The sequence below is a fragment of the Oceanibaculum indicum P24 genome, from assembly GCF_000299935.1.
GTDB lineage: Bacteria > Pseudomonadota > Alphaproteobacteria > Oceanibaculales > Oceanibaculaceae > Oceanibaculum > Oceanibaculum indicum.
Genome location: NZ_AMRL01000005.1, coordinates 166053 through 192524, shown reverse-complemented (window position 1 = coordinate 192524; position 26472 = coordinate 166053). Strand labels below are relative to the sequence as shown.

At 66.5% G+C, this 26472-nt stretch carries 30 protein-coding genes; 12 read left to right on the top strand and 18 right to left on the bottom strand.

Features of this window, described 5'->3' with window-relative positions:
* Both P24_RS06440 and P24_RS06435 read right to left on the bottom strand, forming a co-directional pair.
* The coding region (locus tag P24_RS06440; protein WP_040706825.1) for an NAD(P)-binding domain-containing protein at window positions 1-758 on the bottom strand (758 nt) is incomplete at its 3' end.
* Between the two features lie 46 nt (window positions 759-804).
* Window positions 805-1224, bottom strand: a complete 420-nt coding sequence (locus P24_RS06435) for a PadR family transcriptional regulator (RefSeq protein WP_237740168.1) — start codon at window positions 1222-1224, stop codon at window positions 805-807.
* Between the two features lie 303 nt (window positions 1225-1527).
* Here P24_RS06435 and P24_RS06430 point away from each other — a divergent pair, with 303 nt between their 5' ends.
* A complete protein-coding gene (locus P24_RS06430; protein ID WP_008943887.1) occupies window positions 1528-2019 on the top strand; it encodes an Hpt domain-containing protein in 492 nt (163 codons plus the stop codon).
* Window positions 2020-2025: 6 nt separating this feature from the next.
* On the opposite strand, the gene P24_RS06425 is transcribed toward P24_RS06430, so the two are convergent.
* From P24_RS06425 to P24_RS06410, 4 genes are all read right to left on the bottom strand, one after another.
* The gene (locus tag P24_RS06425; RefSeq protein ID WP_008943886.1) at window positions 2026-2841 is read right to left on the bottom strand and encodes a TIGR00282 family metallophosphoesterase; all 816 of its coding nucleotides are present in this window, start codon (window positions 2839-2841) and stop codon (window positions 2026-2028) included.
* A 19-nt stretch (window positions 2842-2860) separates the two neighbouring features.
* Window positions 2861-3451: a 5-formyltetrahydrofolate cyclo-ligase gene (locus P24_RS06420; protein ID WP_008943885.1), complete on the bottom strand. Its 591-nt coding sequence runs from the start codon at window positions 3449-3451 to the stop codon at window positions 2861-2863.
* Between the two features lie 193 nt (window positions 3452-3644).
* Complete coding sequence (locus P24_RS06415) at window positions 3645-3977, bottom strand: cell division protein ZapA (RefSeq protein WP_008943884.1); 333 nt, start codon at window positions 3975-3977, stop codon at window positions 3645-3647.
* 2 nt (window positions 3978-3979) lie between these two features.
* Window positions 3980-4276, bottom strand: a complete 297-nt coding sequence (locus P24_RS06410; RefSeq protein ID WP_147431126.1) for a hypothetical protein — start codon at window positions 4274-4276, stop codon at window positions 3980-3982.
* 232 nt (window positions 4277-4508) lie between these two features.
* Here P24_RS06410 and tkt point away from each other — a divergent pair, with 232 nt between their 5' ends.
* Together tkt and gap are read left to right on the top strand one after the other, a co-directional pair.
* Complete coding sequence (gene tkt / locus P24_RS06405; RefSeq protein ID WP_008943882.1) at window positions 4509-6500, top strand: transketolase; 1992 nt, start codon at window positions 4509-4511, stop codon at window positions 6498-6500.
* Window positions 6501-6538: 38 nt separating this feature from the next.
* Window positions 6539-7546 carry a type I glyceraldehyde-3-phosphate dehydrogenase gene (gene gap / locus P24_RS06400; protein ID WP_008943881.1) on the top strand — a complete coding sequence of 336 codons (1008 nt, stop codon included), beginning with the start codon at window positions 6539-6541 and terminating at the stop codon, window positions 7544-7546.
* A gap of 176 nt (window positions 7547-7722) precedes the next feature.
* Here the strand turns inward: gap and P24_RS06395 are convergent, their stop codons facing one another.
* From P24_RS06395 to P24_RS06385, 3 genes are all read right to left on the bottom strand, one after another.
* A complete protein-coding gene (locus P24_RS06395) occupies window positions 7723-8862 on the bottom strand; it encodes an iron-containing alcohol dehydrogenase (protein ID WP_008943880.1) in 1140 nt (379 codons plus the stop codon).
* Window positions 8863-8988: 126 nt separating this feature from the next.
* Window positions 8989-9525, bottom strand: a complete 537-nt coding sequence (locus P24_RS06390) for a GNAT family N-acetyltransferase (RefSeq protein ID WP_008943879.1) — start codon at window positions 9523-9525, stop codon at window positions 8989-8991.
* Between the two features lie 260 nt (window positions 9526-9785).
* Entirely contained in the window at window positions 9786-10235 is a 450-nt protein-coding gene (locus P24_RS06385) for a hypothetical protein (protein ID WP_156816201.1), read from the bottom strand.
* Between the two features lie 149 nt (window positions 10236-10384).
* Here P24_RS06385 and P24_RS06380 point away from each other — a divergent pair, with 149 nt between their 5' ends.
* The gene (locus P24_RS06380) at window positions 10385-10639 is read left to right on the top strand and encodes a hypothetical protein (RefSeq protein ID WP_147431120.1); all 255 of its coding nucleotides are present in this window, start codon (window positions 10385-10387) and stop codon (window positions 10637-10639) included.
* A gap of 36 nt (window positions 10640-10675) precedes the next feature.
* Here P24_RS06380 and P24_RS06375 read toward each other — a convergent pair whose 3' ends face one another.
* On the bottom strand, window positions 10676-10855 hold the full coding sequence (locus tag P24_RS06375; protein WP_040706746.1) for a hypothetical protein: 180 nt from the start codon (window positions 10853-10855) through the stop codon (window positions 10676-10678).
* A gap of 205 nt (window positions 10856-11060) precedes the next feature.
* Between P24_RS06375 and folB the strand changes: the two genes are divergently transcribed.
* Entirely contained in the window at window positions 11061-11414 is a 354-nt protein-coding gene (gene folB, locus P24_RS06370) for a dihydroneopterin aldolase (RefSeq protein WP_008943876.1), read from the top strand.
* A gap of 109 nt (window positions 11415-11523) precedes the next feature.
* Window positions 11524-12066: a peptidylprolyl isomerase gene (locus P24_RS06365; RefSeq protein ID WP_040706742.1), complete on the top strand. Its 543-nt coding sequence runs from the start codon at window positions 11524-11526 to the stop codon at window positions 12064-12066.
* An 83-nt stretch (window positions 12067-12149) separates the two neighbouring features.
* Here P24_RS06365 and P24_RS06360 read toward each other — a convergent pair whose 3' ends face one another.
* Both P24_RS06360 and P24_RS06355 read right to left on the bottom strand, forming a co-directional pair.
* The gene (locus P24_RS06360) at window positions 12150-12845 is read right to left on the bottom strand and encodes a 3-oxoacid CoA-transferase subunit B (protein ID WP_008943874.1); all 696 of its coding nucleotides are present in this window, start codon (window positions 12843-12845) and stop codon (window positions 12150-12152) included.
* Window positions 12842-13513 (bottom strand): 3-oxoacid CoA-transferase subunit A, encoded by a 672-nt coding sequence (locus tag P24_RS06355; RefSeq protein ID WP_008943873.1) that lies wholly within the window; start codon window positions 13511-13513, stop codon window positions 12842-12844. The genes P24_RS06360 and P24_RS06355 overlap by 4 nt, the downstream gene beginning before the upstream one ends.
* A gap of 123 nt (window positions 13514-13636) precedes the next feature.
* Here P24_RS06355 and P24_RS06350 point away from each other — a divergent pair, with 123 nt between their 5' ends.
* Genes P24_RS06350 through P24_RS06340 form a run of 3 tightly spaced genes read left to right on the top strand, consistent with a single transcriptional unit; the run spans window position 13637 to window position 16573 of the window.
* Entirely contained in the window at window positions 13637-14434 is a 798-nt protein-coding gene (locus P24_RS06350) for a FadR/GntR family transcriptional regulator (RefSeq protein ID WP_008943872.1), read from the top strand.
* Between the two features lie 27 nt (window positions 14435-14461).
* A complete protein-coding gene (locus P24_RS06345; protein ID WP_008943871.1) occupies window positions 14462-16066 on the top strand; it encodes a serine hydrolase domain-containing protein in 1605 nt (534 codons plus the stop codon).
* Window positions 16067-16126: 60 nt separating this feature from the next.
* Window positions 16127-16573, top strand: a complete 447-nt coding sequence (locus tag P24_RS06340) for a GNAT family N-acetyltransferase (protein WP_008943870.1) — start codon at window positions 16127-16129, stop codon at window positions 16571-16573.
* A gap of 20 nt (window positions 16574-16593) precedes the next feature.
* Here the strand turns inward: P24_RS06340 and P24_RS06335 are convergent, their stop codons facing one another.
* From P24_RS06335 to P24_RS06315, 5 genes are all read right to left on the bottom strand, one after another.
* Window positions 16594-17103, bottom strand: coding sequence for a flagellar basal body-associated FliL family protein (locus P24_RS06335; protein ID WP_008943869.1), 510 nt, complete (start codon window positions 17101-17103; stop codon window positions 16594-16596).
* Between the two features lie 27 nt (window positions 17104-17130).
* Entirely contained in the window at window positions 17131-17415 is a 285-nt protein-coding gene (locus P24_RS06330; RefSeq protein ID WP_008943868.1) for a hypothetical protein, read from the bottom strand.
* A 113-nt stretch (window positions 17416-17528) separates the two neighbouring features.
* The gene (locus tag P24_RS06325) at window positions 17529-19316 is read right to left on the bottom strand and encodes a gamma-glutamyltransferase family protein (RefSeq protein ID WP_008943867.1); all 1788 of its coding nucleotides are present in this window, start codon (window positions 19314-19316) and stop codon (window positions 17529-17531) included.
* Window positions 19317-19680: 364 nt separating this feature from the next.
* Entirely contained in the window at window positions 19681-20040 is a 360-nt protein-coding gene (locus P24_RS06320) for a PilZ domain-containing protein (RefSeq protein WP_008943866.1), read from the bottom strand.
* Window positions 20041-20083: 43 nt separating this feature from the next.
* A complete protein-coding gene (locus P24_RS06315; RefSeq protein WP_008943865.1) occupies window positions 20084-20821 on the bottom strand; it encodes a type 1 glutamine amidotransferase in 738 nt (245 codons plus the stop codon).
* Window positions 20822-21009: 188 nt separating this feature from the next.
* On the opposite strand from P24_RS06315, the gene P24_RS06310 reads away from it, so the two are divergent.
* Genes P24_RS06310 through P24_RS06300 form a run of 3 tightly spaced genes read left to right on the top strand, consistent with a single transcriptional unit; the run spans window position 21010 to window position 22855 of the window.
* On the top strand, window positions 21010-21276 hold the full coding sequence (locus P24_RS06310; RefSeq protein WP_008943864.1) for a hypothetical protein: 267 nt from the start codon (window positions 21010-21012) through the stop codon (window positions 21274-21276).
* A gap of 14 nt (window positions 21277-21290) precedes the next feature.
* Entirely contained in the window at window positions 21291-22073 is a 783-nt protein-coding gene (locus P24_RS06305; RefSeq protein WP_008943863.1) for an ABC transporter ATP-binding protein, read from the top strand.
* Complete coding sequence (locus P24_RS06300; protein WP_008943862.1) at window positions 22070-22855, top strand: sulfotransferase; 786 nt, start codon at window positions 22070-22072, stop codon at window positions 22853-22855. Before P24_RS06305 ends, P24_RS06300 begins: the two co-directional genes overlap by 4 nt.
* Here the strand turns inward: P24_RS06300 and P24_RS06295 are convergent.
* Complete coding sequence (locus P24_RS06295; protein ID WP_192813233.1) at window positions 22852-26451, bottom strand: AsmA family protein; 3600 nt, start codon at window positions 26449-26451, stop codon at window positions 22852-22854. The genes P24_RS06300 and P24_RS06295 overlap by 4 nt on opposite strands.
* Between the last annotated feature and the right edge of the window lie 21 nt (window positions 26452-26472).

Here is a 26472-nt window from a genome sequence, read left to right as displayed (position 1 = left end):
GCATAGGCGGCACCGCCGCCGAACAGCCGCTGCGGATCGGCCCGGCGGACCGCCCACAAGATCGCGGTTTCCGGCACGGCCTCTTTCAGCGTCAGCAGGTCGAGCAGCACATTGATCGCGGAGTGCCCGCCACCGACCACCAGCACCCGCCGGCCGGCATAGCGCACCCTGTCCTGGCCCTTCACATCCGGAATGCCATAGGCGATGCGGTCGGCGAACTGCTGCTCTCCGGCCGCAGGATAACCGCCCGCCCCCATCGGGTTCGGCGCGGTCCAGGTACCGCTGGCATCGATCACCGCACGGGCCCGGACGGTCTCCCGCCGGCCATCCGCCAGCGCGACCTCCACCGCGAAGGGGGTTTCTTCCCGGCCCGCCGTCACCGCCTTGTCCAGCGCCTCGCGACCGACCGACACGACCCGCGCGCCGAAGCGCAGGAAGGGGGCGATCTGCGGCAGCGCCGCCAGCGGCTCCAGATACTGCGTTACCAGATCGCCACCGGTCGGCAGATCGTCCTGCGGCGGCGGCGTCCAGCCCGATTCCTGCAGAAGCGCCCGCGCCGAGCGGTCAATGTTGAACCGCCAGGGCGAGAACATGCGCACATGGCGCCAGCGCCGCACGCTGTCACCCACCACCGGACCTGCCTCCAGCACCAGGAAGGGCAGGCCGCGCTCGACAAGGCGGGCGGCAGCAGCAAGGCTAACAGGGCCGGCGCCGATCACCACGACCGGCAGGGAGGAGTCAATACCCAGATTTGACATGTCGATCTCCATACATCGAAGGGCAATGTATCACAGGCAAAATTTTTTACGGCCGGCAGCTTCCCTGCGTCTCGGCCGTCGCATCGCGCACCAGCATCTCGTGGCTTTCCTGCAGGCAGCGTGTCACGCCCATCCAGGAGCCGACCGCGACCCGGAAGGCCTCGCGCCCGAGATCGGTCAGCGCATAGACCTTGCGCTCCCGCCCCTGCACCATCTCCGTCTCGACGGTGACATAGCCGCCCGCCTCGAAATCCCGCAGCACCGGATAGATCGTCCCCTCGCCCGGCGTACAGCAGCCGCGCGTTACGCTCTCCACCCGCTTGGCGATCTCGTAGCCATGCAGCGGCTGCTTGTAGAGCACGCAGAGGATGAAGAATTTGGACAGGCCCATCTTGATCAGCCCGTTCCAGTATTCCGGGCTGGTGTAATCGGTGGACGGACGGGTCTCCCCGCTCTGTCTATGCATCGAGGTTCTAGGCATAGCCGAAAACTATACCTTACCCCTCAATGCATCAAGGGTCTTTTTGCGTAGCGCGAAAGAAAAAGGCCGCCCGTGGGAACGGGCGGCCAAGTCAGGGAGATGAGAAGCAATGGCTGCAGCCTACAAGTTGTTATATTGAATGACAACAGATTCACGACAGAAGCGCTGACCAATCTGCGTATCCCCCAGACAGAACCGCGTGCCGCATTCCGCGCTTCGGCTATCGCCAAATCGATCGAAAGCCCCTAAAATTTTTTGCAAGAAGCGTAAACGAGGTGGGGCGGCGTGATGAGCGGAGACAGGCCGGGGGGCAAGACCCACGAGGTCATCCAGCCCAGGAACAAGCTGCGCGAAATGGTCGGCAGCAAGAAGCCGCTGGGCGGCGATGTGCTGCGCAAGGCGGAAACCGCCGCGAAGAAGGTACAGGACAGGACCGACTATACCGGCCACGCCCAGACCAATTTGACGCGGCTGATGGTCGCCTATGACCGGGCGCAGGGCGCCGAGCGCGCCGAGGCGCTGCACGACATGTTCGAGATCGCCCATGACATGCGCGGCGAGGGTGGCAGCTTCGGCTTTCCGCTGGTCACCCAGATCGGCGATATATTGTGCAAGCACCTGACCGCGCTGAAATCGCCGGAGGCGCTGGAGCTGCCCATCGTGAAGCTGCATATCGACGCGCTGAAGGTCGTCATCAACCAGCGCCTGCGCGGTGAGGGCGACGATACGGCAAAGCAGGTCGTGGACGGGCTGGCCCGGATCGCCCTTAAGCCGCGCTAAGCCGAGTTAAAGTACCGGCAGCGCCGGGGCCAGCCGACCGCCCATCCGCACCGGCTGGACGCTTTTCGCAAGCCCGCTCCGGTCGTCGGTCTCGACGAACACGCCGCACAGCGTACCCTCGCCCGATCCCGGCTCCAGCCGCTCGCCCGGCAGCTTGCGCACGAAACGGGCGACCGCGGTCTCCTTCTTCATTCCGATCACGCTGTCATAGTCGCCGCACATGCCAGCATCGGTCTGGTAGGCGGTGCCGCCCGGCAGCAGCTGCGCATCCGCCGTCGGCACATGGCTGTGCGTGCCGACCACCAGCGAGACGCGGCCATCGCAGAAATGGCCCATCGCCATCTTCTCGCTGGTCGCCTCGGCATGCACATCGATGATCGCCGCCTGCACACCGCCGCCCAGCACATTGCGCGCCAGTTCCCGCGCCACCGCCTGGAACGGATCGTCCAGCGGGTCCATGAACAGACGTCCCATCACATTCACCACCAGCACCTTCTTGCCGGCCTGGGTCTGATAGACATGCGCGCCCTTGCCCGGCGTACCCGGCGGGTAATTGGCCGGGCGCAGCAGGCGCGGATCGGTGGTGATGTAGGACAGCGCCTCGCGCTGGTCCCAGGCATGGTTGCCGGTGGTCACCACATCGGCGCCCAGCGCGTAGAATTCCTCGCAGATTTTCTGGGTGATGCCGAACCCGCCGGCCGCGTTCTCGCCATTGATGACGACGAAATCCAGCTTCAGGTCGCGCTTCAGGCCCGGCAGATGGGCGGCGATGGCATCCCGGCCGGGCCGGCCCACCACATCGCCCAGAAACAGCAAACGCATCTCTACTCTCTTTCCAGTTCTATTCGTCGGTCCGGATCGCCGAATCCTCGGTCACGATCCAGTCGAGCCGCTGGTCGGTCGCCTCGCGCGGCACACTTTCGACCTCCTGCGCGGCATAGGCGATGCCGATGGCCAGCACCGGTCCTTTTTCCTTCAACATTGCCAGCGTGCGGTCGTAATAGCCGCCGCCATAGCCCAGACGATAGCCTTTCCGGTCGAAGGCCAGCAGCGGCACCAGCAGCACGCCGGGTTCGGCATCAGGCGCCGTGGCCGGCGGCACGGGAATGTCCCACACGCCGCGCTCCAGCGCGTCACCCGGCCGCCACAGCCGGAAGGACAATGGCAGGCCGCGCTTCGGCGTCACCGGCAGACACAGATCATGCCCGCCCGCCGCCAGCGCCAGCAGGGATGGCAGCGGGTCGGCCTCGTCCCCCATCGCACAATAGCCGGAGATAATGGCTGCTTCCGGTAGCGATACCGTGCTCAACAGATTGGCGGCGATCCGCGCCCCGGCATCGGGATGGGCCGCATGTGCCGCCGCCCGGCGGCGCTTCGCCGCTGCGCGTTCCACGGCCTTCACCGCCGCGATATCCGCGTCCGTATTCAGCATGGCCGGATGGAAGAAAGGTGGGCGCCGCCGCCTCGGCCGTCGGTCATTTGCTCGTCCTCCTAGCCCTGCAACGCAGGTGGGTACCGCATAATGGAGCCACGGCTCCGACAGAGGCAGTTCCCTGGAGATGAGCATTGGGCCCGGGGACATAAGCGACCATATCGCACCGCGCAGCAGGCGCCCGCCTCAGTATCTAGGCGTTCTCAAGCCCGTCGGCAATATGCTCAATGCGTTCGGCCAGGGCAGAGAGTGCCGCGATGGTTGCCTGGTTCTGCGCTGGAGCCGCTGCTGCCGCGCCGTTTCCGCCGCCATTGACGCTGCCCTGCTTGGCGTCGTCCAGCTCGTCGGCGATCAGCAGGCTGGCCATGACCAGCAGCCTTGTATCGCCGACCTGCCCGACCTGCTCGACCAGGGAGGAGACCTTCTCGTCCACCGACCCGGCAAGGCGGATCAGCCGCTGTTCCTGCCCGTCCTCGCAGGCGATGCGGTAGAACCGGCCATTGATGGAGACCTCGACAGACGCCACGCCTATTTCTCCAGAACCAGTTTCAGCCGGTTGATGGTGCGGTCCAGCCGCTGCGAGACCAGCCCCGTCACCTCGGAAAGCTTGGCATACTCCGCCCGCGCATCGTCCAGCGCGCGCTGCAGTTCCGCCGATCCCTCACCCGCCTCGGCCGACAGCGCGGTCCCGCCGCGCCGCGCCAGGGCCGATTCCAGCCGCGCCACGGCCTGGGCCAACCGCTCCAGTACCATATCCAGGGTCGGCGCTTCCTTCATGATGATGGGCGATTCCTGCCAGAGTTCCTGCCAAATTAGCTTGCGCAAGATAGGCACGCGCCACGGCACCCGTCAACCGGAGGGCCGCCGGCGCCCCGAAACGGGCGCCCGGAAGCCGGAATCGAAACCGCTAATAAATAAGGCGTGCGATACCCTGCCCTGCGCTTTGCCGGGTTGACGGAGGGGCCGCCCGGCGGCATGTTCCACGCGCCCGACCAGATCGCCCTCGGACGCGCCGGGGCGCGGCGTTTTTTCGTACCTTCGAGCCTGCGACCACGCCATGACCGCACAGACCAGCCAGTCCGTTCCCCACAAGCAGATGGCCAACGCCATCCGCGCCCTGTCGATGGATGCCGTCGAGGCGGCAAAGTCCGGCCATCCCGGCATGCCGATGGGCATGGCCGATGTGGCGACGGTGCTGTACTCGAAATTCCTGAAATTCGACGCCGCCGACCCGCGCTGGCCGGACCGCGACCGCTTCGTGCTGTCGGCCGGCCACGGCTCCATGCTGCTCTACAGCCTGCTCTATCTCACCGGCTATCCGGAGATGACGATCGAGCAGGTGAAGAATTTCCGCCAGCTCGGCAGCATCACCGCCGGCCACCCCGAATATGGCCATGCGCCGGGCATCGAGACGACCACCGGCCCGCTGGGCCAGGGCATCGCCACCGCGGTCGGCTTCGCGCTGGGCGAGCGCATCCTGAATGCCCGCTTCGGCGACCCCATCGTCGATCACTACACCTATGTCATCGCCGGCGATGGCTGCCTGATGGAGGGCATCAGCCAGGAGGCAATCACCCTGGCGGGGCATCTGAAGCTCGGCAAGCTGATCGTGCTGTTCGACGATAACGGCATTTCCATCGACGGGCCGACCAGCCTGACCACCTCGGAGGACCAGCAGGGCCGCTTCAAGGCCGCCGGCTGGGACGTGCAGGCCATTGACGGCCACGACCCGGCCGCCATCGAAGCCGCCATCGCCCAGGCACGCAAGACCGACACGCCGTCGCTGATCGCCTGCAAGACGATCATCGGCTATGGCGCACCGAAGAAGCAGGGCAGCGCTTCCACCCATGGCTCGCCGCTGGGCGCGGAGGAGATCGAGGGCACGCGCGCGGCGCTGGGCTGGAACCATCCGCCCTTCGAGATTCCCGAGGACATCCTGACCGCCTGGCGTGCCATCGGACAGCAGGGTGCCGCCGCCCGCCAGGGCTGGCAGGAGCGCGTGGACGAGCTGGGCAGCGAGAAGCGCGAGGAGCTGGAGCGCGTGCTTGCCGGGCGCCTGCCGGCCGGCTTCGAGCAGGCGGTGGAGGCCTTCAAGAAGCAGACCGCCGAGCAGAAGCCGAAGGTCGCGACCCGCATGTCCTCGCAGCATGTGATCGACGCGCTGGCCCCGGTGCTGCCGGAGCTGATCGGCGGCTCCGCCGACCTGACCGGCTCCAACAACACCAAGGCCAAGGAAGCTGCCATCATCAAGGCCGGCGACTATGCCGGCAGCTATATCCATTACGGCATCCGCGAGCATGGCATGGCCGCGGCGATGAACGGCCTGGCGCTGCATGGCGGCGTGATCCCGTTCGGCGGCACCTTCATGGTGTTCACCGACTATTGCCGCCCGGCGATCCGCCTGTCGGCGCTGATGGGGCTGCGCGTCATCTACATCATGACGCATGATTCCATCGGCCTGGGCGAGGACGGCCCGACGCATCAGCCGGTCGAGCATCTGGCCGCGCTGCGCGCCATGCCGAACCTCTATGTGTTCCGTCCAGCCGACACGGTGGAGACCGCCGAGTGCTGGCAGATCGCGCTGCAGAGCGAGGGCACGCCCTCGGTCATCAGCCTGACCCGCCAGGGCCTGCCGACCGTGCGCACCACGCACACCGCCGAGAACCTGTCGGCCAAGGGCGGCTATGTGCTGGCCGAGGCTGAGGGCAAGCGCCAGGTGACACTGATCGCCACCGGCTCCGAAGTGGAGATCGCGCTGGCCGCCCGCGACGCGCTGAAGGCCGACGGCATCGCTGCCGCCGTGGTCTCCATGCCGTGCTGCGAGTTGTTCGACCAGCAGGATGAGGCCTACCGCAAGCAGGTACTGGGCGATGGCCCGCGCATCGCGGTCGAGGCCGCCATCGGCTTCGGCTGGGAACGTTATCTGGGCGAGAAGGGTTGCTTTATCGGCATGACCGGCTTTGGCGCCTCCGCGCCGGCACCCCAGCTGTACAAGCATTTCGGCATTACCGCGGAAGCGGTTGTCGCAGCGGCGAAAGCCCGTATCTAGAAGACGAACCCCTACCCGTTCGCGTTTTGGAGGAATAAATGGCTACTCGTGTGGCAATCAACGGTTTCGGGCGCATCGGCCGCCTGGTGCTTCGCGCCCTGCATGAAAGCGGCCGCAAGGACCTGCAGGTCGTGGCGATCAACGATCTGGGCCCGGTCGAAGCGAATGCGCATCTCCTGCGCTACGATTCGGTGCATGGCCGCTTCCCCGGCACCGTGACCACCGGCGAGGACTGGATGGATCTCGGCACCGGCAAGATCAAGGTGACCGCCGAGCGCGACCCCTCGAAGCTGCCGTGGAAGGACCTCGGCGTCGATATCGCCTTCGAGTGCACCGGCATCTTCACCGACAAGGAGAAGGCCTCGATGCACCTGACGGCCGGCGCCAAGCGGGTGCTGATCTCCGCCCCGGCCACCGGTGCCGACATCACGGTCGTTTATGGCGTGAACCACGGCAAGCTGACCAAGGACCATGTCATCGTCTCCAACGCGTCTTGCACCACCAACTGCCTGGCCCCGGTCGCGGCGGTGATGCATGAGGCGATCGGCGTCGAGTCCGGCTTCATGACCACGGTGCATGCCTATACCGGCGACCAGAACACGGTCGATACGCTGCACAAGGACCTGCACCGCGCCCGCGCCGCGGCGATGTCGATGATCCCGACCTCGACCGGTGCGGCCAAGGCCGTCGGCCTGGTGCTGCCGGAGCTGGCCGGCAAGCTGGACGGCACCTCGATCCGCGTGCCGACCGCCAATGTCTCGGTCATCGACTTCAAGTTCATCGCCAAGCGCGAGACGACCGTCGAGGAAGTGAACAAGGCGATCAGCGCCGCCGCCGACGGCAAGCTGAAGGGCATCCTGGCGACCAACACCGAGAAGCTGGTCTCCATCGACTTCAACCATTGCCCGAACAGCTCCACCGTCGATCTCGGCGAGACCAAGGTGATCGACAAGAAGCTGGTCCGCGTGATGAGCTGGTACGACAATGAATGGGGCTTCTCCAACCGCATGCTGGATACGGCCGGTGCCATCGCCAAGCTGATCTAGTCCGGCTGGACATACGTCACGGAAAAGGCCGCGTCCCGGGACGCGGCCTTTTTGTTTTCTTGTCACCCCCGGGCTTGACCCGGGGGTCCAAGGGCGGCGCTTTGCCTCTAACGTCTCAGGCCGTGGCCCCTGGATTGCCGGGTCAAGCCCGGCAATGACAAAGGCGAAATACTCCCTCAGTTCCCGGCCATCGCCTCGTCGAGCAGCTTGCGGTACTCCGCGACGGACGGCGTGCGCGGGTTGGTCGGGTGCGCATGGTCCTTGGTGGCGGCGACGGCGATGCCGTCCAGCACATCGTCGGTCACGCCCATCTCGCGCAGGCTGGCGGGGATGCCGATCTTCGCGTTCAGCTTCGAGATCGCATCGGCGATGTCGGTGTTCTCCGGCAGGCCCATCGCCTGGGCGACGCGCGGATATTTGTCGCCGACCACCGACTTGTTGAAGCGCAGCACGGCGGGCAGGAACACCGCGTTCAGCGTGCCGTGATGCAGGCGCAGGCCCTTCACCGCGCCCAGCGGATGCGACAGCGCATGCACCGCGCCCAGCCCCTTCTGGAAGCTCATGGCGCCCATCATCGAGCCCATCATCATGTCCCAGCGCGCCTGCCGGTTGGAGCCGTCCTTCACCGCCGTCTCGATGGAGCGGCTGGCAAGCCGCAGCCCTTCCAGCGAGATGCCGTCGGCCGGCGGGTTCACCGCCAGCGACAGGAAGGTCTCGATGCAGTGGGTGATCGCGTCCATGCCGGTGCCGGCGGTCAGCACGGGCGGCAGGCCGAGCGTCAGCTCCGGATCGTTGATCGCCACATTGGGGATCAGATAGGGGCTGACGAGGGCGAGCTTGCGGCCATCCTCCAGCACGATGACGGCGCCGCGCCCGACCTCGGAACCAGTGCCCGATGTGGTGGCGACCGCGATCAGCTTGGACACATCAGGGCGAATGCGGGCGACGCCGCCTTCCACCATCGCATATTGCGCCAGCGGCCCCTCATGCGTCGCCAGCAGGCGCACGCCCTTGGCCAGATCCATGGAGGAACCGCCGCCGACCGCGATGATGCCGTCGCAGCCATTCTCCTTGTAGATGTTCAGCGCCTCCCAGGTCGCCGCCTCGGTCGGGTTCTCCGGCGTACCGTCGAACACCGAGACGTCGAACTCGTTCGGGATGTTGGCGCGGATCGTGTCCAGGATGCCGGTCTTCACCAGCCCCTTGTCGGTGACGATCAGCGGCCGCTTGATGCCGAGCGCCTTCATCTCGTCCGCCAGCAGCTTGATGGCGCCGAAGTCGAACTGGATCTTGGTGAGGTAGCTGATAACCGCCATGGTGCGTCCCTGCCCTGTGTATGGTTGGTGGCGTTTGGTTGGCTGGCCCCATGCTTGCCGGTCCAATCGGTCCGGTCAAGCGGCGCCAGCCACCCGTTTCGGCATGGCCGCTATCACCCGGCACGGTTACGCAGCGTACCGGCGAACACCCCTCCGGATCTGTGGGGCCGCCGGCAGCGCCGGATGGATCATGCCCGTCACACCGTCCAGCGCGCCCGGCACCAGCTCCAGCCCCAGGAACCGCCGCTCCTCGACCGGGCCGGGCAACTGCAGGCCCAACGCCTTCTCCCGCGTGAAGCCGAACGGATTGTAATATTCCGGGTCGCCGACTAGGATCACCGAGCGATGGCCGAGGCTGGCGGCATGGGCCAGCGAATGGCGCATCAGCGCCTTGCCGTAGCCCTGCCCCTTATAGGCCGGATCGACCGCCAGCGGGCCCAGCATGATGGACGGCACGCGCGCCTCGCCCAGCAGCAGCGGCCAATAACGGATGGAGCCGCGCAGCTGCCCGTCCTCCAGCGCGACGAAGGCCAGCGACGGGTCGTGCGGCACGCCCTCGCGCAGCTTGTACACGGTCTTGGTGGTCCGGCCCGGACCGAAGGCGGTATCCAGAAGGGCGTCGATTAGCGCGGCGTCGCCCGGCCGCTCGTGAACGATCTGCATCTCTAAAAAATCCCGGAATCAGGGTGTCGGTCAGTCAGTGGACCGCATCGCCTGCTCCGGGCGGAGGGATGCCTACAGACGGGCCCTCCGGCGGTGACCAGGCGACGCGGCTGCGCCGGCCGCAAACGCGGTCGGGCAGGTCGTACGTCGTCGTCGCAGGTCAGCCGTCATGGCCGGACTCGTTCAGCTGTTAAAACTGATATGCATGTATCATAGCCATGCCCCCTCGAATAGCGGTTTTTCGCTGGAGGGCCATGCGCTTAACGATGGTCTCGCCGGCGCTCCGCCAGGAAGCGGCGCAGCATGGCCTCATGCTCCTTCCCCACCGCTGGGGCGGGACGAGCCGGGCGCAACTTGCGCGCCAGCCCACGCAGCGCCTTGCGGCGGACGGCAGGATCGTCCAGCCGGTGCTTCACCCAGGCGATGGCAGCCACCCCCTCGCGCCAGCGGATCGGCAGCGGCTGCACCGGCTGTGCGATCAGGCCGGGCCAGGAAAGCGCCGCCTCCTCGAAATGGTCGGCACAGAAGGGCAGCAGTACCTCGCGCTCCCCGGAGGCGACATAGGTGCGATAGCCGCGCGCAAAGCGCTGCGCCCCCGCTTCGTCCAGCCCGAAGCTGACCACGGCGGGGCGGTCGCAGCGGCAGCAGAAGATGCCGTTGCGGCGCTCAACAGCTGGCGCCGGTCGGCGGACCTTTCGCAGCAGGGACATCAGCATGAAGTTGCCACTCGCCATACAGGGGGGGCGGCTGGCCGGCCTGTCGGACTGGCCTGCCCGGCACCCTCGGGGTATGATGAAAGCTGAATGGAAAAAGGTCCAGCCGCACGGTCGCGGCCCGGGCGAGACAGGATGGGATGCCGATGGCGAAGGACCCGAAAGTGCTGGAAGCCGCCCTGCGGCAGGTGCGCGCGGCGCGCAGCAAGGCCGATCCGCAGGTGCTGGAAACCGCCGAGCGGCTGGTGCGGCATCAGATGGGCATGCCGCAGAAGCCCAGCCTCGCCGTCGCCATGTTGGAGCAGGCCCAGGCCAATGGCGGGCGGAACCGCCAGAAAGTGCTGTCAGAGCTGGAACGTTATTGCCGCCAACGCGGCATCGACACCTCCGGGAAGGCCTGAGCCGTCCGGAGAGAAGCGGCGATCAGGCGCCCCTATTCAGGCGCCCGTAGTGCGCAGCTGCTCGATGGATTTCTCGATATCGGATACCAGCGCCGAAATCTCAGGCTTCTGGTTGCGGCACTGCTGCAGGAGCACGGCCAGCCCAACGAGAACTTCGAGCAGCATATCGCTGCGAGGGAGTGTCATCGGCATGGAAACGGTCATATCCAGAAGCATCTTCTTATTCCGCCGCGCTGTTCGAAGCTTTGTATAGCCTGAACAAGTTAACAAGCATTTAAGAGACTCTATCGCAAAGAGCGGCATGCCGACGACGCCGGACAGGCCCGAAGCGGCGACCATTGTTCCCGCGCGCGCCAGGGGCTATACAGCCGGCTGAAACGGCATTCCCCGCCTGCCTGCCCGACAGTCTGGAGAATCAGGATTGTACCGAATCTTCGTGCGCGACCTCGTCCTTGAAGCCGAAGTCGGCGTGTATGAGAGCGAGAAGGGGAAGCGGCAGCGGCTGCGCCTCAATCTCGAACTGGAATGCGTCGATACCATCGCCACGGCCGGGGACCGGCTGGAAAACGTGTTCTGCTATCACACGCTGGTGAAGAGCATCGAGGCGATCCTGGCCGAGGGCCATGTCAACCTGATCGAGACCGTCGCCGACCGCATCGCGCGGCACGGGCTGGAAGACAGGCGCGTGCTGGCCACGCGGATCACGGTGGAGAAGCTGGACGTCATCGACCAGGCCGCCTCGGTCGGCGTGACGGTGGAACGCCGCCGCCAGTAGCGACCCCCCGCCGGCGGTTTGTGCTTTCAGGCTTTCGATTCCGGCCCTGCCCGCTTAATGTGGCCCTCGAACCCGTACCGTAACGCTGGACCTAGGACAGGACACCGTCATGACTCGTTTGAAGACCCTCGCCGCGGCGGCCCTGATGGCCCTCGGCATCCTCTTCACGGGAACCAGCCAATCAGAAGCCGCCAAAATGGAAAACATGCTCTATCTCGACCTCGAATACGGCCGCGTCGTCATCGAGTTGAAGCCCGACCTCGCGCCCAAGCACGTCGCCCGCATCAAGGAGCTGGTCCGCGCCGGCTTCTATGACGGCATCGTCTTCCACCGCGTGATCGAGGGCTTCATGGCCCAGACCGGCGACCCCACCGGCACCGGCCGGGGCGGCAGCGGCAAGAAGATCCCGGCGGAATTCAACAGCGCCCCGTTCGAGCGCGGCACTGTCGGCATGGCCCGCTCGCAGAACCCGGACAGCGGCGACAGCCAGTTCTTCATCTGCTTCAAGCCTGCCCCCTTCCTAAATGGCCAGTACACCGTCTGGGGCCAGGTTGTCGAAGGCATGGAGTTCGTGGACAAGATCAAGCGCGGCGAACCGCCGGCAGACCCGGACAAGATCGTGAAGATGACCCTGGCCGAAGACGCCAAGTAATCGAGCCAACCAATCTGGCCAGCTAATGAAAAGGCCCGCCCCGGAACACCGAGGCGGGCCTTTTTCTTTGGCGGAGAAGCCGTTTACGAGACCGCCGGAGCCTTCAGCACGCCGACCGTCGCGGCATAGATCAGCGGCGCCTCGGTCACTTCCTGCAGCGCGTCACGCGTCAGCCCCTCGGCCATCTCGACGACCAGCAGCCCCTCCTCCGTCACATCGATGACGGCAAGGTCAGTGTAGAGCCGCCTCACCACCGACGACGCCGTCAGCGGATACTGGCAGGCCTTGCGGATCTTCGGCTCGCCCTTGCGGGTGGTGTGCTCCATCAGCACGCGGATGCGCTTGGCCCCCACCGCCAGGTCCATCGCCCCGCCGACGCCGGGCGGGAAGTTCGGGTCTTCCGTCGTCCAGTTGGCGAGGTCGCCCTTTACCGACACCTCGAAGGCGCCCAGCAGCGCGAGGTCCAGATGGCCGCCGCGGATCATGGTGAAGGAATCGGAATGCTTGAACACCGACGCGCCCTTGGCCAGGGTCACATATTCCTTGGTGGCGTTGATGAGGTCCGGGTCTTCCTCGCCCGGCTTCGGATAGGCACCGACGCCCAGCAACCCGTTCTCGCTGTGGAACACGATCTCCCGCCCGTCCGGCACATAGCTGGCCGCCAGCGTCGGCAGGCCGATGCCGAGATTCACGTACCAGCCATTCTCGATGTCCTGCGCGGCGCGCCAGGCGATCTGCCGGCGGCTGAGTCGCGCCACGCTCTCGGTCATGCTGCTCATGCCTTCTTCTCCACCTTCACCACCCGGTCAACGAAGATGCCGGGCGTATGGATATTGTCGGGGTCGAAATCGCCCAGTTCGACGAAACCTTCGGCCTGCACGATGGTCAGGTCCGCGGCCATCGCCATATCGGGCGCGAAATTGCGCGAGGACAGGCGGTAGATCAGATTGCCCCAGCGGTCCGCCCGGTGTGCGTTGATCAGCGCCACATCGCCGCGCAGCGGCATTTCCAGCACATAGGTGCGACCGTCGATCTCCCGCAGTTCCTTGCCCTCGGCCAGCTTGGTGCCGACACCAACAGGCGAGTAATAGCCGCCGAGGCCCGCCGCCGCGCAGCGCAACCGCTCGCTGATCGTGCCCTGCGGCAGCAATTCCAGCTCGATCTCGCCCTTGGCGTACAACTCGTCGAACACGACCGAACCGCCGCTGCGCGGATAGGAACAGACGATGCGCCGGACCCGGCGCGCCGCCATCAGCGCCGCCAGCCCCTCGGTCCCGACACCGGCATTGTTGGAGACCACAACCAGATCCCGGGCGCCCTGGTCGATAACGGCATGAATCAGTTCGGTCGGTGCACCGGCTGACCCGAATCCGCCGACCAGTAGCGTCGAGCCGTCCTTGATCCCCGCGACGGCTTCGGCCAGCGTCGCCACTCTCTTATCAATCATGGTATCTTGTTTTCCCGCACTATTTTTCCGGGAGCTTTTCTTCCGCGCTCCCTGCCATACCTATAAGTGTGGTAGGCTAATGTCATCAAGCTATACAAATAAAAATTAGGGGTTGGAATTTGCATGGAAACTGCACAGGCGAGGAACAAGACCAGTTCGCTGTCGGGTAAGACCAGCACTCTTTCCGGCGGCGCCACCATGATCGATTTCGTGGCGGTGGCACCGGTCCGCCAGAGCAAGCTGGCCGATCAGCTCTACGAACAGATCATGCTGCATATCGTGAACGGCTCGCTGGATGTCGGCGAGAAGCTGCCGTCCGAGGCGCAGCTCTGTCAGCTCTTCTCGGTCTCGCGGCCGGTGGTGCGCGAGGCGCTGTCGCGCCTCCGGGCCGACAATGTGATCGCCTCACGGCGCGGCTCGGGCACCTATGTCATGTCGAAGCCAACGCCGGAGCTGGTGCGCCTCGCGCCGTCAGGCGTGCTGGCCGAGCTGCTGCGCTGCTACGAGCTGCGGCTGGCGCTGGAGGGCGAGGCCGCCTATCTCGCCGCCAAGCGCCGGGAAAAGGACGATCTGGTCGCCATCGAGAAGGCGCTGGAGTTCTTCAACAATTATCTGGGCACTGGCGATGACGAGGAAGGCGCGGAAGCCGATTTCAGCTTCCACATGGCCATCGCCACCGCCACCAAGAACGCGCTGTATGTGAAGACGCTGCACATGCTGCACACCACGGCACGCGACGGCATCAAGCTCGCCCGGCAGCTCTCCAAGCTGCGCAGCGAACCCATGGATATCGTCCGGGCCGAGCATTCCCGAATCTACAAGGCGATCGAGAAGCGCAATCCCGGTGCGGCCCGCAACGCCATGCGCAGCCATATCGACAATTCCCGCCTGCGCATGGTCGGCCAGTTGCTCGACGAATAAGACCGAAACCGGAAAGGGCGTCACGTCATGATCGCGGCGGTTGACGCCCTTCTCGAACGATGGACGCGGCCGGGCTCGCCCGGCTGCGCCGTCGCCATCGTCCGGGACGGCGAAGTGCTGCACCAGCGCGGCTATGGCCTTGCCCATGTCGAGCTGGACCTGCCGAACGCACCGGACACGGTGTTCCGAATCGCCTCCATCTCCAAGCAGTTCACCTGCCTCGCCGTGCTGCTGCTGGCGCGGGATGGCAAGTTGTCGGTCGAGGACGAGGTGCGCCGGCACCTGCCGGAACTGCCGGATTATGGCGCGCCGCTGCGCATCCGCCATCTGATGAGCAGCACCGGCGGGTTGCGTGATTCACTGGAGGCCTTCCGCCTGACCGGAATCACGCTGATGGACCGGCGCAGCGTCGCGGAGATGCTGGCCATCATCCTGCGGCAGGAAGCCACCAACTTCCCGCCCGGCAGTGCCTATCTCTATTCCAATGCCGGCTATGTGCTGCTGAGCATCCTGATCGAGCGGCTGTCGGGCATAAGCCTGCGCGCTTTCCTCGATGCCCGCATCTTCAGGCCACTGGGGATGGCCTCGACCGCCCTGCTGCCCTATGACGCCGAACCTTTCCCGCGCCGCGCCCAGGGCTACGCCCCGGTCGATGGCGCGCTGTGGCGCACCGGCAGCGGCTTCGAGCTGTGCGGCGAGGGCGGCATGGTGTCCTCGCTGGAGGATATGATCCGCTGGACCGGCATCTGGGGAAGCGGGACGCATCCTGAGATCGACCCGCTTACCCATCTTGCCGATCCGGTGCCGCTGACCGGCGGCGGCCATGCCCGTTATGGCTATGGCTTCATGGTGGAGCGCTATCGCGGCCTGTCCGCACTTGGGCATAGCGGCCTGCTGCCCGGCTTCACCTCCAACATCCTGCATATCCCGGAACGGCGGCTGAGCGTCATCTGCCTGTCCAATTCGCTGGGGGTGAATGCCTATCTGACCACGCGGCTGGTGGCCGATCTCGTGCCCGGAATCGACTTCCCGGAACCGCCGCTCGCCCTGCCTGATCCGGCGCTGGTCAGCCGGCTGGCGAAAGCCGGCCCCTATGTCGATGAGGAGTCGGGCGCCGCCCTTACCCTCAGCGATGTCGAGGGCCGGCTGGGGGCCACCCGTTTCGGCACGCCCTTCACCCTGGCCAACAGCGATGGCGGCACGGCCTACACGGTGTTCCAGGGCGGCTATGACGTCGTCTCGGCCGAGATCGCAGAGGCGCCTTCCCTCAGTATCCGGCTGACACGCGTCGATGGCGGTGTCGAAACCTACCGGCCGGTCGCCTCCGGCCCGACCGGTGCTGAAAACCTTAGCGACTATGTCGGGCGCTATCGCAGCGCCGAGCTGATGAGCGACTGGGTGATCGAACGCACCGGCGACGGGCTTGCCGTGCGCATCGAGGGCCCGCGCGGGCCGGCACTGCCCTGCCCGCTGGACGCCACCCGCCCTGACATGATTACCGCGCGGATCGGCTGGTTCGGTGCGCAATTCCGCGACGCGCTGCGCTTCCAGCGGAAGGACGGACGCATCACCGGCTTCACCCTGAACGCCGGGCGCAGCCGGGGCATCCGCTTTGTCGCGGTGACAAACTAGGGCTTTTCCCTGTGTTTGCCGGGCGCTAGCGTGCCTGCTCCAGCCAAGGGAGAAAGCGAAATGTCCGTGACCATCGACCGCCTGAAGGACAGCGACAAGGCCGACTGGCGCCGGCTCTATAATGGCTATGCCGCCTTCTACAAGATGCCGATGACGGACGAGACGGCGGAACGTGTCTGGGGCTGGCTGCACGATGCCGACCATGTGCAGGAGGCGCTGGTCGCCCGCGATGCCACCGGTCGTGTGATCGGTCTTGCGCATTTCCGCGCCATGCCGAGCCCGCTGCGCGGCGCCTATGCCGGTTTCCTGGACGATCTGTTCGTCGATCCCGATGTGCGCGGCAGCGGCGCTGCCGACAAGCTGCTGGACGCGCTGAACGCGATTGCCGCGGAGCGCGGCTGGCCGGTCATACGCTGGATCACCGCCGACAATAATTACCGGGCACGCGGCGTCTATGACCGCAAGGCGACGCGCAGCATGTGGATCACCTATGAGATGAAGCCCTGAGGGGGATGAAGCCGTAAACTCTACTGCACACGCACACGGGTCAGGTGCACGCCCAATAGATTGAGATTCGGCAGGACCCGCTTGATCTCCTCGGCCAGCTTGCTGCGCAGATTGTTCAGCTGGCTCGGATCGGAATAATTCTGCAACGGCTGCTCGCTCAGCAGCATGTTGATGGAATCGCGCAGCCGCGCATCGCCCGCCTTCACGATGGCGTTCTGTTCCTGGCTGCTGAGCTGCAGGCTGATCGTCACCATCACGACCCTCGGCTCGCCGTTTTCGGTCCGCAGCGTCAGGATGAAATCCGAAAGCGACGTGTAGTGCCCGCCGCTCAGCTTGGGCGGTGGCGGGGCTTCCTGAGTAGCGGTCGGCGCCGCCGTCTTCTTGCCGCCGATCATGCCGGTGAGGAACAGCCCCGCCGCAGCGCCCACGATCAGCAGGATGGGCAGCAGGATCAGCAGGATCAGCTTGCCGACCGGAAGCTTCTTTACTTCCGGTGCGCCGCCAGCCTCGGTACCGAGTTCATCGCTCATGGGGTCAGGATACAGGCTTCGGCATTATCAGGCCATGCCATCCGGCAGATCTTCCGCCAGTGCTTCCGCCATCTCCTCCACCGACTGCCCCTTGGCCAGATACTGGGCGACAAGATCGTCCACGCGGTCCGATATCTCCCGCTTGATCTCGCCGGATAGCGTATCGAAGGAGGCCTGCGCCAGCATGATGTCCACATACTCGTCCGATTCGACGGCGCGCAGCACGTCGCGATACAGCTCGCTGTTGGCACCCACCACATCGGCGATGCTCTTCGCAAGCAGGGCAAGCGCGGGATTACTCGTCGCCGCCATCGGATGGTCTCGCTATAGCCGTATTATGATTACGGCCAGTATCCGCGAAGGGCACAGGCAAGGCAATCGCTAGCGACCGCCCTGCCCGCCAATTTTACCCCTGCAATTTCGGCTCAGCGACCGACGGCATAACCCTGCATGCCGCGCGGATTGGCGGCTGCCTTCACCAGCCCGTCCGTCTGTGCTGCCGCCGTCAGCCGGCCTTCCGACCAGTCGCCGCCCACGGTGACGTCATGCCCGCGCCGGCGCAGTTCCTCGACCGTCGCAGCCGGAATCCGGCCCTCGACCTGGACATGGTTCCACTTCGCCGCGCGCGGCCAGAAGGAATTCACAAGATGATCGACATGCAGCGCCGGGCAGTCGATGGATTCCTGCAGGTTCATGCCGTGATGCGCGTGATGCAGGAACAGCAGCGCGGACCATTGCGGCTGCTGGTCGCCGCCCGGCGTGCCGAAGGCCATGTAGGGCTCGCCATCGCGCAGCGCCATGTTGGCGGTCAGCGTGGTGCGCGGCCGGCGCTTCGGCGCCAGCGCGGCGGCCGACTGCTCGTTCAGCCAGAACATCTGCATGCGGTTGGTGAGGCAGAAGCCCAGTTCCGGGATGGTCGGGCTGGATTGCAGCCAGCCGCCGCTGGGCGTGGCGGAAACCATGTTGCCCCAGCGGTCGATGATGTCGAAATGGCAGGTGTCGCCGGCGGTGTTGCCGTCACGGCGCACGGTCGGCTCGCCGATGGAGAATTTGGCGTATTCCGGCGCTCGGCCCAGGCGCTTGTGCGCCTCCGTATCCATCCAGCGGGTGAGGCTCGGCACGCTGCCCGGCAGCGGCTCCTTCGAGGCAGTATCGCCGATAAGCTTGCGGCGTTCAGTGTTGTACGCCTCCGACAGCAGCGTCTCCATCGGCACCTCGACCTGCGCCGAATCGGCGTAGAACGCCTCGCGGTCGGCCATCGCCAGCTTCATCGTCTCAATGAACAGATGCAGGAAGTCCGGCCCGGTCGGGTCGGTCTTGTCAAGGTCGTAGCCCTTCAGCAGGGCCAGCTGCTGCGCCAGCACCGGCCCCTGGCTCCAGGGCGGGATGACGCCGACCGTATAGCGGCCATAGTCGATGGTGGTCGGCTTCTCCTTGTTCGCCTGCCAGGACGCCATATCCTCGGCGGTCAGGATGCCATTGTTGCGCCGGCCGGAATCGTCGATCGCGGCGGTCGAGGCGCAGAATTTCTCGATGGCCTCGGCCACGAAGCCCTTGTACCAGGTGGCGCGCGCCGCCTCGATCTGCTTCACGCGGTCGCCGCCGGCCGCCTTCGCCTCGGCCAGCACGCGCTTGTACATCTCGGCCATCTTCACATTGCGGAAGATGCTGCCCGGCTGCGGCGCCTTGCCGTCCTTCAGATAAAGCGCGGCGGAGGTGGTCCATTCGGTGGCGAACAGCTCGCGCACCGTATCCACCGTCTTGGTGATGTTCGGCACCACCGGATAGCCATTCTCCGCCATCGCGATGGCAGGGGTCAGCACCTCCTCCAGCGTCATCGTGCCGTGGTCGCGCAGCATCAGCATCCAGGCATCGAAGGCGCCAGGCACGGTGGCGGCCAGCAGGCCGGTACCGGGCACCAGGTCGAATCCCAGCGAGCGGTAATAGTCCATTGTGGCGGCGGCCGGAGAGACGCCCTGACCGCAGATCACCTCCATCGCGCCGACCTTGCGGTCATACAGGATGATCGGCACCTCGCCGCCCGGGCCGTTCAGGTGCGGTTCCACGACCTGCAGGGCGAAGCCGGTCGCCACGCCGGCGTCGAAGGCGTTACCGCCCTTTTCCAGGATCGCCATGCCGGTGGCGCTGGCCAGCCAGTGGGTGGAGGCAACGACACCGAAGGTGCCGAGAATTTCCGGGCGGGTGGTGAACATGCGGTGCGGGCTCCCTTGCATAGCGAAGGAGACTTCATAGCCCTGCGCCCGGCCCGTGTGAAGGCCCGCCGCCCGCAGGGCTGCCCAGATGCAGGAAGGGCCCAAAAAGAAATCGGGCGGTGCCAGCGGGGAATTGGCACCGCCCGAGGGGGCTTTGGGTCATGGCCGCTTGGGGAAGGGGTTTCCGTGCGGCCTAATCGCAGACGCCGGAGGGGCTGTGTTGGCGTCTACAACCTAAATATTATGTCTAATCATGTCGAAAATAAGAGGCCCTTGGGGCAGTTCTGCGACAAAGCGCGGAATCGTGCCAAAGGCACTGTTCACATTCCTGTGAAGAGCTGGCCTGCAAACGCCCGGTCAGCCGTCAGCCGGCCTGCCCATCGGCCACCGGGCGCGCATGCAACCCGCGCAGCCAGACCGAGACAATGGCCCCCGCCCCTTCGGACAGGAAGCGGACGCGCGTGCCCTCCGCATCGTTGGCGATCACCTGCGCGCTGACCCGCATCGTCGAACCGGGATGATAGATTTCGATCTCCTGCCCCGGCTCGATGCTCAGGGTCGGGATCAGCAGCGCGCCACCAGCCGACACATCGGTGATCTCCGCATCGCGACCGGCATTGCCCTGATGCAGAATCTCGACACTGGCACTGACAGGATAGCGGGGATGCCGCCGCCGGTTCGTCAGGCGCGTTGCGCGAAACAGCGACCTCACCCGTTCCATCATTCGGCTCGTATCCCGTGTTCCGTATTGCGGATAGAGTTTCGCATTACGCGGATTTGCGCAAGCCATCGCGTTGCCGCACCCGCGCCGCAAGCTCCAGCCAACGGACGGCGACCGTGTCGGCAAAACCCAGCGAGGCCTCCAGATGCGCCTCCATCTCGCGCTGCAGGCGCTGCACCGGATCGGCCCCACCATTGGCGGCAAGCGAGGCCGGCTCGACCGCCCAGTGGTCCAGAATATCGCGCGTCACCTCGATATGGCACTGAAAGGCATAGGCTGTCTCGCCCACCCGGTAGGCCTGGTTGCGGCAGCCCTCACCCGTCATCAGCAGCACCGCCTCGTCCGGCAGCTCGAACGTATCCTCGTGAAACTCCATGAGATGCGGTGTGGCCGGCAGGCCGGCGAACAGCGGGTCGGCACGGCCCGCCTCCGTCAGGGACAGCGGATGGAAGCCGAACTCGACATGGCTGTGGCGATGGACCCGCTTGCCGAAAACCCGGGCCATAAGCTGCGAGCCGAGACAGATGCCGAGCAGCGGCTTGCCGGCTTCGTGGAACCCGCGCAGCAGCGGCAGCAGCTCGGCGTAATAGGGGTTGCCGGCATCGTCGGCGGCACTTTGCGCCCCGCCGAGGATCAGCGCGCCATCGAACGGATCGTGACCGGCGGGCAGCTTCTCACCCGCCAGCGGATGCACCTCATGCAGGGTGGCGCCGCGGGCGAGCATGCTGTCGCCAAGCTGGCCGGGCGGCGAGCCGGGATAGTTCTGCACGACGAGAATATTCATGACATCCCTTCTGGTATCCGTTCCGGATAACCGTGCCGCAGCTTACACCCGCGCACCTGACAGACGATAGCCGCGCAGCGAAAACCGGGTCTGCAATCGCCGACCCTTCAATTTCCAGGCTTTTGCAGGCATAATCCCGCTTGAGCGTCGCGCCAGGTTGCGAAGGCCCGGCGGCGAAGGAGAGAGCGATGGCGATCAACCCAACCGGCCCCCGCATCGGCGGCCAGGCATCAGGCCAGGCCGGCAACCGGATTCAGCGCGGCCAGGGCGCGCAGCCGCGCCCGGACGCCCTGCTGGAAGGCCCGCGCGAACGACCGCAGCGCCGTTCCATCCTGCGTACCGCCATTGACGATACCGAGATTGGCCGGCAGCTTGCCCGGCTGGGGCGCCTGCTGGCGGCCGACGAGATCGATATGGACGCCCCGCGCGGTTCCTATCTGAATTTCCTGGTCTGATATTTCAAGTAACGATGGGCAGGCTTGAGATCGCCGGCGTCAGCCGGATCTTTCGCGGACGCGACGGCACGGTCGAGGCGCTGCGCCCGGTCGATCTCACCGTCGGCGAGGGCGAGTTCGTGGCGCTGCTTGGCCCCTCGGGCTGCGGTAAGTCCACCCTCCTGCGCATGGCGGCCGGTCTGGACCATCCCGATGGCGGGGCCATCCTGCTGGATGGACAGCCGGTCGAGAAGCCGGGACCGGAGCGTGGCATGGTGTTCCAGCAGCCGGCCCTCTACCCCTGGCTGACCGTGCGCGACAATGTCGCCTTCGGCCTGATCGAGCAGGGCATCAGCCGCAACGACGCCCGGCGGCGGGCCGACGAACTGCTGGCCCAGATCGGGCTGGAGAATTTTGCCGGGCACTATCCGAAGGCGCTGTCCGGCGGCATGCAGCAGCGCGTCGCCCTGGCCCGCGCGCTGGCACCTGACCCAAGCGTGATGCTGCTGGACGAACCGTTCGGCGCGCTCGACACCCAGACCCGCAGCCTGATGCAGGAACTGCTGCTGGCGGTGTGGGAGCGCAACCGCAAGACCGTGCTGTTCGTCACCCACGACATCGAGGAGGCGATCTTCCTGGCCGGCCGTGTCGTCGTGCTGACCGCGCGTCCCGGTACGATCAAGGCGGAAATCCCCATCGACCTGCCGCGGCCGCGCGACTACCACATCCGCACCACGCCTGAATTCTCTGCCCTGAAGGCGCAGTTGACCGACCTGGTGCGTGACGAGAGCCTGCGCGCGGCGGAACTGGCGGTATGACGGCCTCCGCATCGGGCCCTGTCCTTATCGGCGCCACCGGCGGTTCCGGCACACGAGCCATCCGCGAGGCGCTGGTCGCCGCCGGCTTCTTCATGGGCACGACAGTGAACCATGCCGGCGATCTGCGCCATGCACCGCCGGTGCTGGACCGCCTCATCAACCCGGTGCTGGACCGGACCGGCAGCCTCGATTACCGGCTGGAAGACCTGTCGAATGCGCTGGTTGCAACCGGTCTGGAAGGGCTGCGTGGGGTTGCCGCCAAAGTCCTGGAGGAAGGCAGCCAGCCATCCCTGTGGGGCTGGAAGAATCCCCGGCTGATGTTTGTCCTGCCCTTCCTTGCCGAGGCCTTGCCCGACCTGCGCTTTATCCATGTCGTGCGCGACGGGCGCGACATCGCGCTTTCCGACAACCGCCAGCAGATCGACCGGCATTTCGCCGCGCGCCACGGCCATGCCGCGCCGCAGGAACCGGACGCGCTGGCGCTGGCCGCGATCCGCTTCTGGTCGGAAACCAACCTGGAAGCGCTGGCCTGCGGCGAAGCCTTGCTGGGAGAACGCTACCACCTGCTGCGCCTGGAAGACGCGACGGCCCCGGACAGCCCGGCGCTGGCCGAATTGCTGCGGCTGCTGCGCCCCGATATCGACGCGGCCAGCCTCGCCGCCGCGCAGCAGGCCGTCGCACACCGGCCCGGCCATGGGCGCTGGCGCGACCTGCCCGCCGACAGCCTGGCCGCGCTGGAAGAGGCCGGCAGGCCCGGCCTCGCCCGGTTCGGGTATCTCTAGCGCTTCAGCAATTCCGGAATGATCTGGCGCAGCTTGTCAGCCGGCGTGGCGGGCGAGGCCGGTGCGGTCTGAGTACCGCTGCTGTCCTGCTGCTGTGGCGGCAGCAGGCGCATCAGCCCACGCTCCACCGCCCGCTGGACCAGGAACGCCTCCAGCTCCCGCGTGCGCAGATTGACCGCCGGATCGGCAAGCGGTCCTGTGATTGAGGCGCTGAAGGGCGGCGCGCTGGGGTGCCGGGTCAGGGTGAAGGCCGCCGTCGCATCCACCTGCTGGCGCGGCAGGTCGGCGATGCCGGTCACCTTGCCTTCGCCGGCGCTGGCGACCAGCTGGGTATCCTCGGTGCGAGCCACGCCATCGGTGATGGTGAAGCTGCCATCCAGACGCTGGAACGGGGTTTCGCCGCCGGCAAAGGCGGCACGGGCGAGCGTCAGGAAGGCCGCCGCATCGTTCAGCTCCTCCAGCCGGTCACTGATGCTCTGCAGGTCGAAGCCCTCCGCCACGCCTTCGCGCACAGCAAACCGGCCATTGCCGGCCAGTGAGGAGACCATGGCTGCCTCGCTCTGGCCCCGCCCGTTCACCTGCATGTCGAAATCCAGCAGCCCCCGCACACGCGGCGGCTGGCCGGCGGCGGTGGTCGCCGCGCGCAGATCGGCGTTACGCACCTGGAACTCGGCCCGAACGGTTGGCATATCGGCCGCGACCAGCCGGCCATTCATGCCGATGCTGCCACCGAACATGGTGCCGTTGATCTTGCTGATATCCAGCACGCCATCCTGCAGGGCAACCAGCGCCAGCACATCCTCCACCCGGTAGGCGTCATAGAGGACGGTCCTGGCGGTGGCGGTCAGCTCCGCATCGACGCTGCGCAGGGCGGTCAGGCGCAACGGCTCAGCCGACCAGCCGCCGCCGGAAACCGGCAGCGGCACGGGCGCCGCCGGCCTTGCATCGCCACCGCCGCGTGCGGGATCGGGAAGCCAGGGTTCGAGCTGGATTTCGCCCGCATCGAGCTTGGCGGTGATCTTCGGGCGTGCGGCAGAGAGCGAGACGGCAGCATTGCCCGTCGCCTCCACCGTGCCAGCCCGCAGCTTCAGGTCGCCCAGCGTGAAGGCCGCAGCATTGCCGGCGAGCCGCGCGGTGACTTCCAGCGGCCGGTCGCGGGTGCCGCCGGGCCGGTAGTCGGGCGCGAAGATGCGCAGGAAGCGCACCGCATTGCCGTGCCGCAGATCCAGCGCGAGCGCGAAAGTCGGCGAGGGCGCGAAGGGATTGACGTCGCCTTCCATGGTGAACATGCCGCCGGCGGCCTCGATCCGCCCGTTCACCGCCATCGCGTCGGTATCGCCGCTTTTCGCCGTCAGCCAGAGCCGGAAATCCTCCAGCGCCGGCCCGGCCTCCGGGTCGCGCCCCAGCAGCGTCTTCAGAAGCTTGCCGAAATCGGGATGGCTGCCTTCCGCAACCAGGTCGATCTTCGGCGGGAACTGGGCCAACGCCATGCCGCCGGTCACCTTCACCTGCCCCCCGGCCGCCGTCAGCGTGGTATCGATGTCGAAGGCTTCCGGCGTGCCCACAAGCCGGCCGGACAGTTCCAGCCGGCCAAGCTGTGCCGGGTTCGGCACGGTCGGCACGTTCAGCAGCTGCAGGAGGCGGGCAGGCTCGCGCGCCTCCAGCTTGAAGCCCAAATCGCCCGCAGACGCCCCTTCGCGCGCGGTCAGCGTGCCGCCGAGACCGACACGCGCGCCGGCGAAATCGGCGACAGCGGCTTCCCGCACATAGGCCACGCCATCGCGCACGGTGGCGTCCAGATTGATGTCGCGCAGCTGCTGGCCACGCAGCGTCACATGGCCGACCGTCAGCTTCACCTCGGCGTCGAAGCTCTTCAGGAATTCCAGGGGCGGCGGCGGCGCCTCGTTATTGGTGCGCGGCATCTGTTCCGGCACGACGGGGCCAGGCAGCAAGGCGGGCGGTTGCACGGCGTAGCCATCGAGATTGATCCGGTCGAGCGACAGCGACAGGCCGACAAAGGGCCTACCGGCAAACCGGTAGCTGGCACTGCCGGCCAGCTTGCTGGCATCGACGCGCAGGTCGAGACTGGCAAGGCGCAGTTCCGTGGAATCGACGGCAAGGTCGGTCTGCAGCGACAGGCTGCGCAGGCGTTCCGCCGGCACGTCCGGCAGCCCCAGCTGCAACCAGACCGCCAGATCGCGCATGCTGGTCGCCGTCAGTTCGGCCGATCCCTCAAAGCGTGTGCCAGAATCGCCCATTCCAGTACCACTGGGCCCGGAGGTGGCGACGCCATAGAGGCTGGCCTCGGCCCCGCCTGGAAGCTGTGCCGACAGCTGGTTCAGCGCCATGCGGCCATCCTGTACCGCGACATTGCCGCGCACCTGCCGGACCAGCCGGCCGCGATAGTCGATCGCGTCCACGGTCAGGTCCAGCGTCAGATTCACGCCGACTGGGATCGCCGGCAGGGCGAAGGGTATGGCCTGACCGGCTTGCTGGGCCTGAGAAGGCTGGCCCTGCGCCTGACTTTGCACCTGGCGCTGGCCGGAGCGCTGTGCCGTCCCGGTACCGGATTGCGCCGCCATCATCCTGTCCAGGTCGAAACGGCCAACCTCCAGCACCGCATCGACCGAGGGCGTGCCTTCCAGCCTGATGTTCACCGCGCCGGTGGCCTGCGCCTCGCCAAGCGCCAGACGCATATCGTCCAGCGCCACGGCCTGCGGCGTCGCCGACAGGGTGGCGCGCAGCGAGCCCGGCTGACGCAGCAGCGGCAGGACGGCACCACCACGGGACGCCGTTGCGGCCAGGGCCAGCACATCCGGCGAGTCCAGTTCCAGCTTGCCGGTCAGCCGCGGCTCCGCCCCGCCCTGCATCGCGCCAGACAGGACCAGCGTGCCGCGATCCGCGAGGCCAAGGTTCAGATAGACCGGTGCCGGCTTCCCGGGCAGGCCGATCCGCCCGACCGATACCTCGATCGTCGCCGGCACGCCCTGATAGGCAAGGTTCCCCTTCGCCTGATACGGCCCCTGCAGGGACTGCGCGTTCAGCGACAGGGACAGCTTGTCGAAGCGCTGCTCCGCCCCATCGGCGGACCGATAGAGCAGCGTGCCATTTTCGATGCGCACATCGTCCAGCGTGACGCTGGTGCCACCATCGCCGGTGAAGGCCGAATCGCCCGCCGTCTCGTCCGGGATATCCGATGCCTGCTGCGGGACCGTGAAGTCCCAGCTGCGTCGGCCATCGGGCAGTTCCTCCAGCGCGATGAAGGGCTCGACCAGCACCAGCCGCTTTACCTCGATGTCACCGGTCAGCAGGGGGCGCAGGGCGACCTCGACATCCAGCGCCTTCACGCGCACCAGATCGGGTGACGAGGCGCCTTCCAGATTGCGCAGGCGCACGCCGCCGACAGACAGGGTGGGCGTGGGCAGGATCGACAGGCCGATATCGCCCTCAATGACGAGGTCGCGGCCGGTCGTCTCGCGCACGGCCTCGGCGATGCGCGGCTTGTACCCGTTCCAGTCCACCAGCGAAGGCACAAGGAAGACCGCCGCCAGCAGCAACACCGCTACAACGCCCAGCCCGATCAGAACCCTACGCACCCTGCCTCCTATGCACATCGC

What these genes read in the sequence shown, in the direction of transcription:
- P24_RS06435 (WP_237740168.1), bottom strand. Translation starts at nt 1,224, where the DNA reads ATGCATAGACAGAGCGGGGAGACCCGTCCGTCCACCGATTACACCAGC.
- P24_RS06430 (WP_008943887.1), top strand. Translation starts at nt 1,528, where the DNA reads ATGAGCGGAGACAGGCCGGGGGGCAAGACCCACGAGGTCATCCAGCCC.
- P24_RS06425 (WP_008943886.1), bottom strand. Translation starts at nt 2,841, where the DNA reads ATGCGTTTGCTGTTTCTGGGCGATGTGGTGGGCCGGCCCGGCCGGGAT.
- P24_RS06420 (WP_008943885.1), bottom strand. Translation starts at nt 3,451, where the DNA reads ATGCTGAATACGGACGCGGATATCGCGGCGGTGAAGGCCGTGGAACGC.
- tkt (WP_008943882.1), top strand. Translation starts at nt 4,509, where the DNA reads ATGACCGCACAGACCAGCCAGTCCGTTCCCCACAAGCAGATGGCCAAC.
- gap (WP_008943881.1), top strand. Translation starts at nt 6,539, where the DNA reads ATGGCTACTCGTGTGGCAATCAACGGTTTCGGGCGCATCGGCCGCCTG.
- P24_RS06395 (WP_008943880.1), bottom strand. Translation starts at nt 8,862, where the DNA reads ATGGCGGTTATCAGCTACCTCACCAAGATCCAGTTCGACTTCGGCGCC.
- P24_RS06390 (WP_008943879.1), bottom strand. Translation starts at nt 9,525, where the DNA reads ATGCAGATCGTTCACGAGCGGCCGGGCGACGCCGCGCTAATCGACGCC.
- P24_RS06385 (WP_156816201.1), bottom strand. Translation starts at nt 10,235, where the DNA reads ATGTCCCTGCTGCGAAAGGTCCGCCGACCGGCGCCAGCTGTTGAGCGC.
- P24_RS06380 (WP_147431120.1), top strand. Translation starts at nt 10,385, where the DNA reads ATGGCGAAGGACCCGAAAGTGCTGGAAGCCGCCCTGCGGCAGGTGCGC.
- P24_RS06375 (WP_040706746.1), bottom strand. Translation starts at nt 10,855, where the DNA reads ATGCTTCTGGATATGACCGTTTCCATGCCGATGACACTCCCTCGCAGC.
- P24_RS06365 (WP_040706742.1), top strand. Translation starts at nt 11,524, where the DNA reads ATGACTCGTTTGAAGACCCTCGCCGCGGCGGCCCTGATGGCCCTCGGC.
- P24_RS06360 (WP_008943874.1), bottom strand. Translation starts at nt 12,845, where the DNA reads ATGAGCAGCATGACCGAGAGCGTGGCGCGACTCAGCCGCCGGCAGATC.
- P24_RS06355 (WP_008943873.1), bottom strand. Translation starts at nt 13,513, where the DNA reads ATGATTGATAAGAGAGTGGCGACGCTGGCCGAAGCCGTCGCGGGGATC.
- P24_RS06350 (WP_008943872.1), top strand. Translation starts at nt 13,637, where the DNA reads ATGGAAACTGCACAGGCGAGGAACAAGACCAGTTCGCTGTCGGGTAAG.
- P24_RS06345 (WP_008943871.1), top strand. Translation starts at nt 14,462, where the DNA reads ATGATCGCGGCGGTTGACGCCCTTCTCGAACGATGGACGCGGCCGGGC.
- P24_RS06340 (WP_008943870.1), top strand. Translation starts at nt 16,127, where the DNA reads ATGTCCGTGACCATCGACCGCCTGAAGGACAGCGACAAGGCCGACTGG.
- P24_RS06335 (WP_008943869.1), bottom strand. Translation starts at nt 17,103, where the DNA reads ATGAGCGATGAACTCGGTACCGAGGCTGGCGGCGCACCGGAAGTAAAG.
- P24_RS06330 (WP_008943868.1), bottom strand. Translation starts at nt 17,415, where the DNA reads ATGGCGGCGACGAGTAATCCCGCGCTTGCCCTGCTTGCGAAGAGCATC.
- P24_RS06325 (WP_008943867.1), bottom strand. Translation starts at nt 19,316, where the DNA reads ATGTTCACCACCCGCCCGGAAATTCTCGGCACCTTCGGTGTCGTTGCC.
- P24_RS06320 (WP_008943866.1), bottom strand. Translation starts at nt 20,040, where the DNA reads ATGATGGAACGGGTGAGGTCGCTGTTTCGCGCAACGCGCCTGACGAAC.
- P24_RS06315 (WP_008943865.1), bottom strand. Translation starts at nt 20,821, where the DNA reads ATGAATATTCTCGTCGTGCAGAACTATCCCGGCTCGCCGCCCGGCCAG.
- P24_RS06310 (WP_008943864.1), top strand. Translation starts at nt 21,010, where the DNA reads ATGGCGATCAACCCAACCGGCCCCCGCATCGGCGGCCAGGCATCAGGC.
- P24_RS06305 (WP_008943863.1), top strand. Translation starts at nt 21,291, where the DNA reads ATGGGCAGGCTTGAGATCGCCGGCGTCAGCCGGATCTTTCGCGGACGC.
- P24_RS06300 (WP_008943862.1), top strand. Translation starts at nt 22,070, where the DNA reads ATGACGGCCTCCGCATCGGGCCCTGTCCTTATCGGCGCCACCGGCGGT.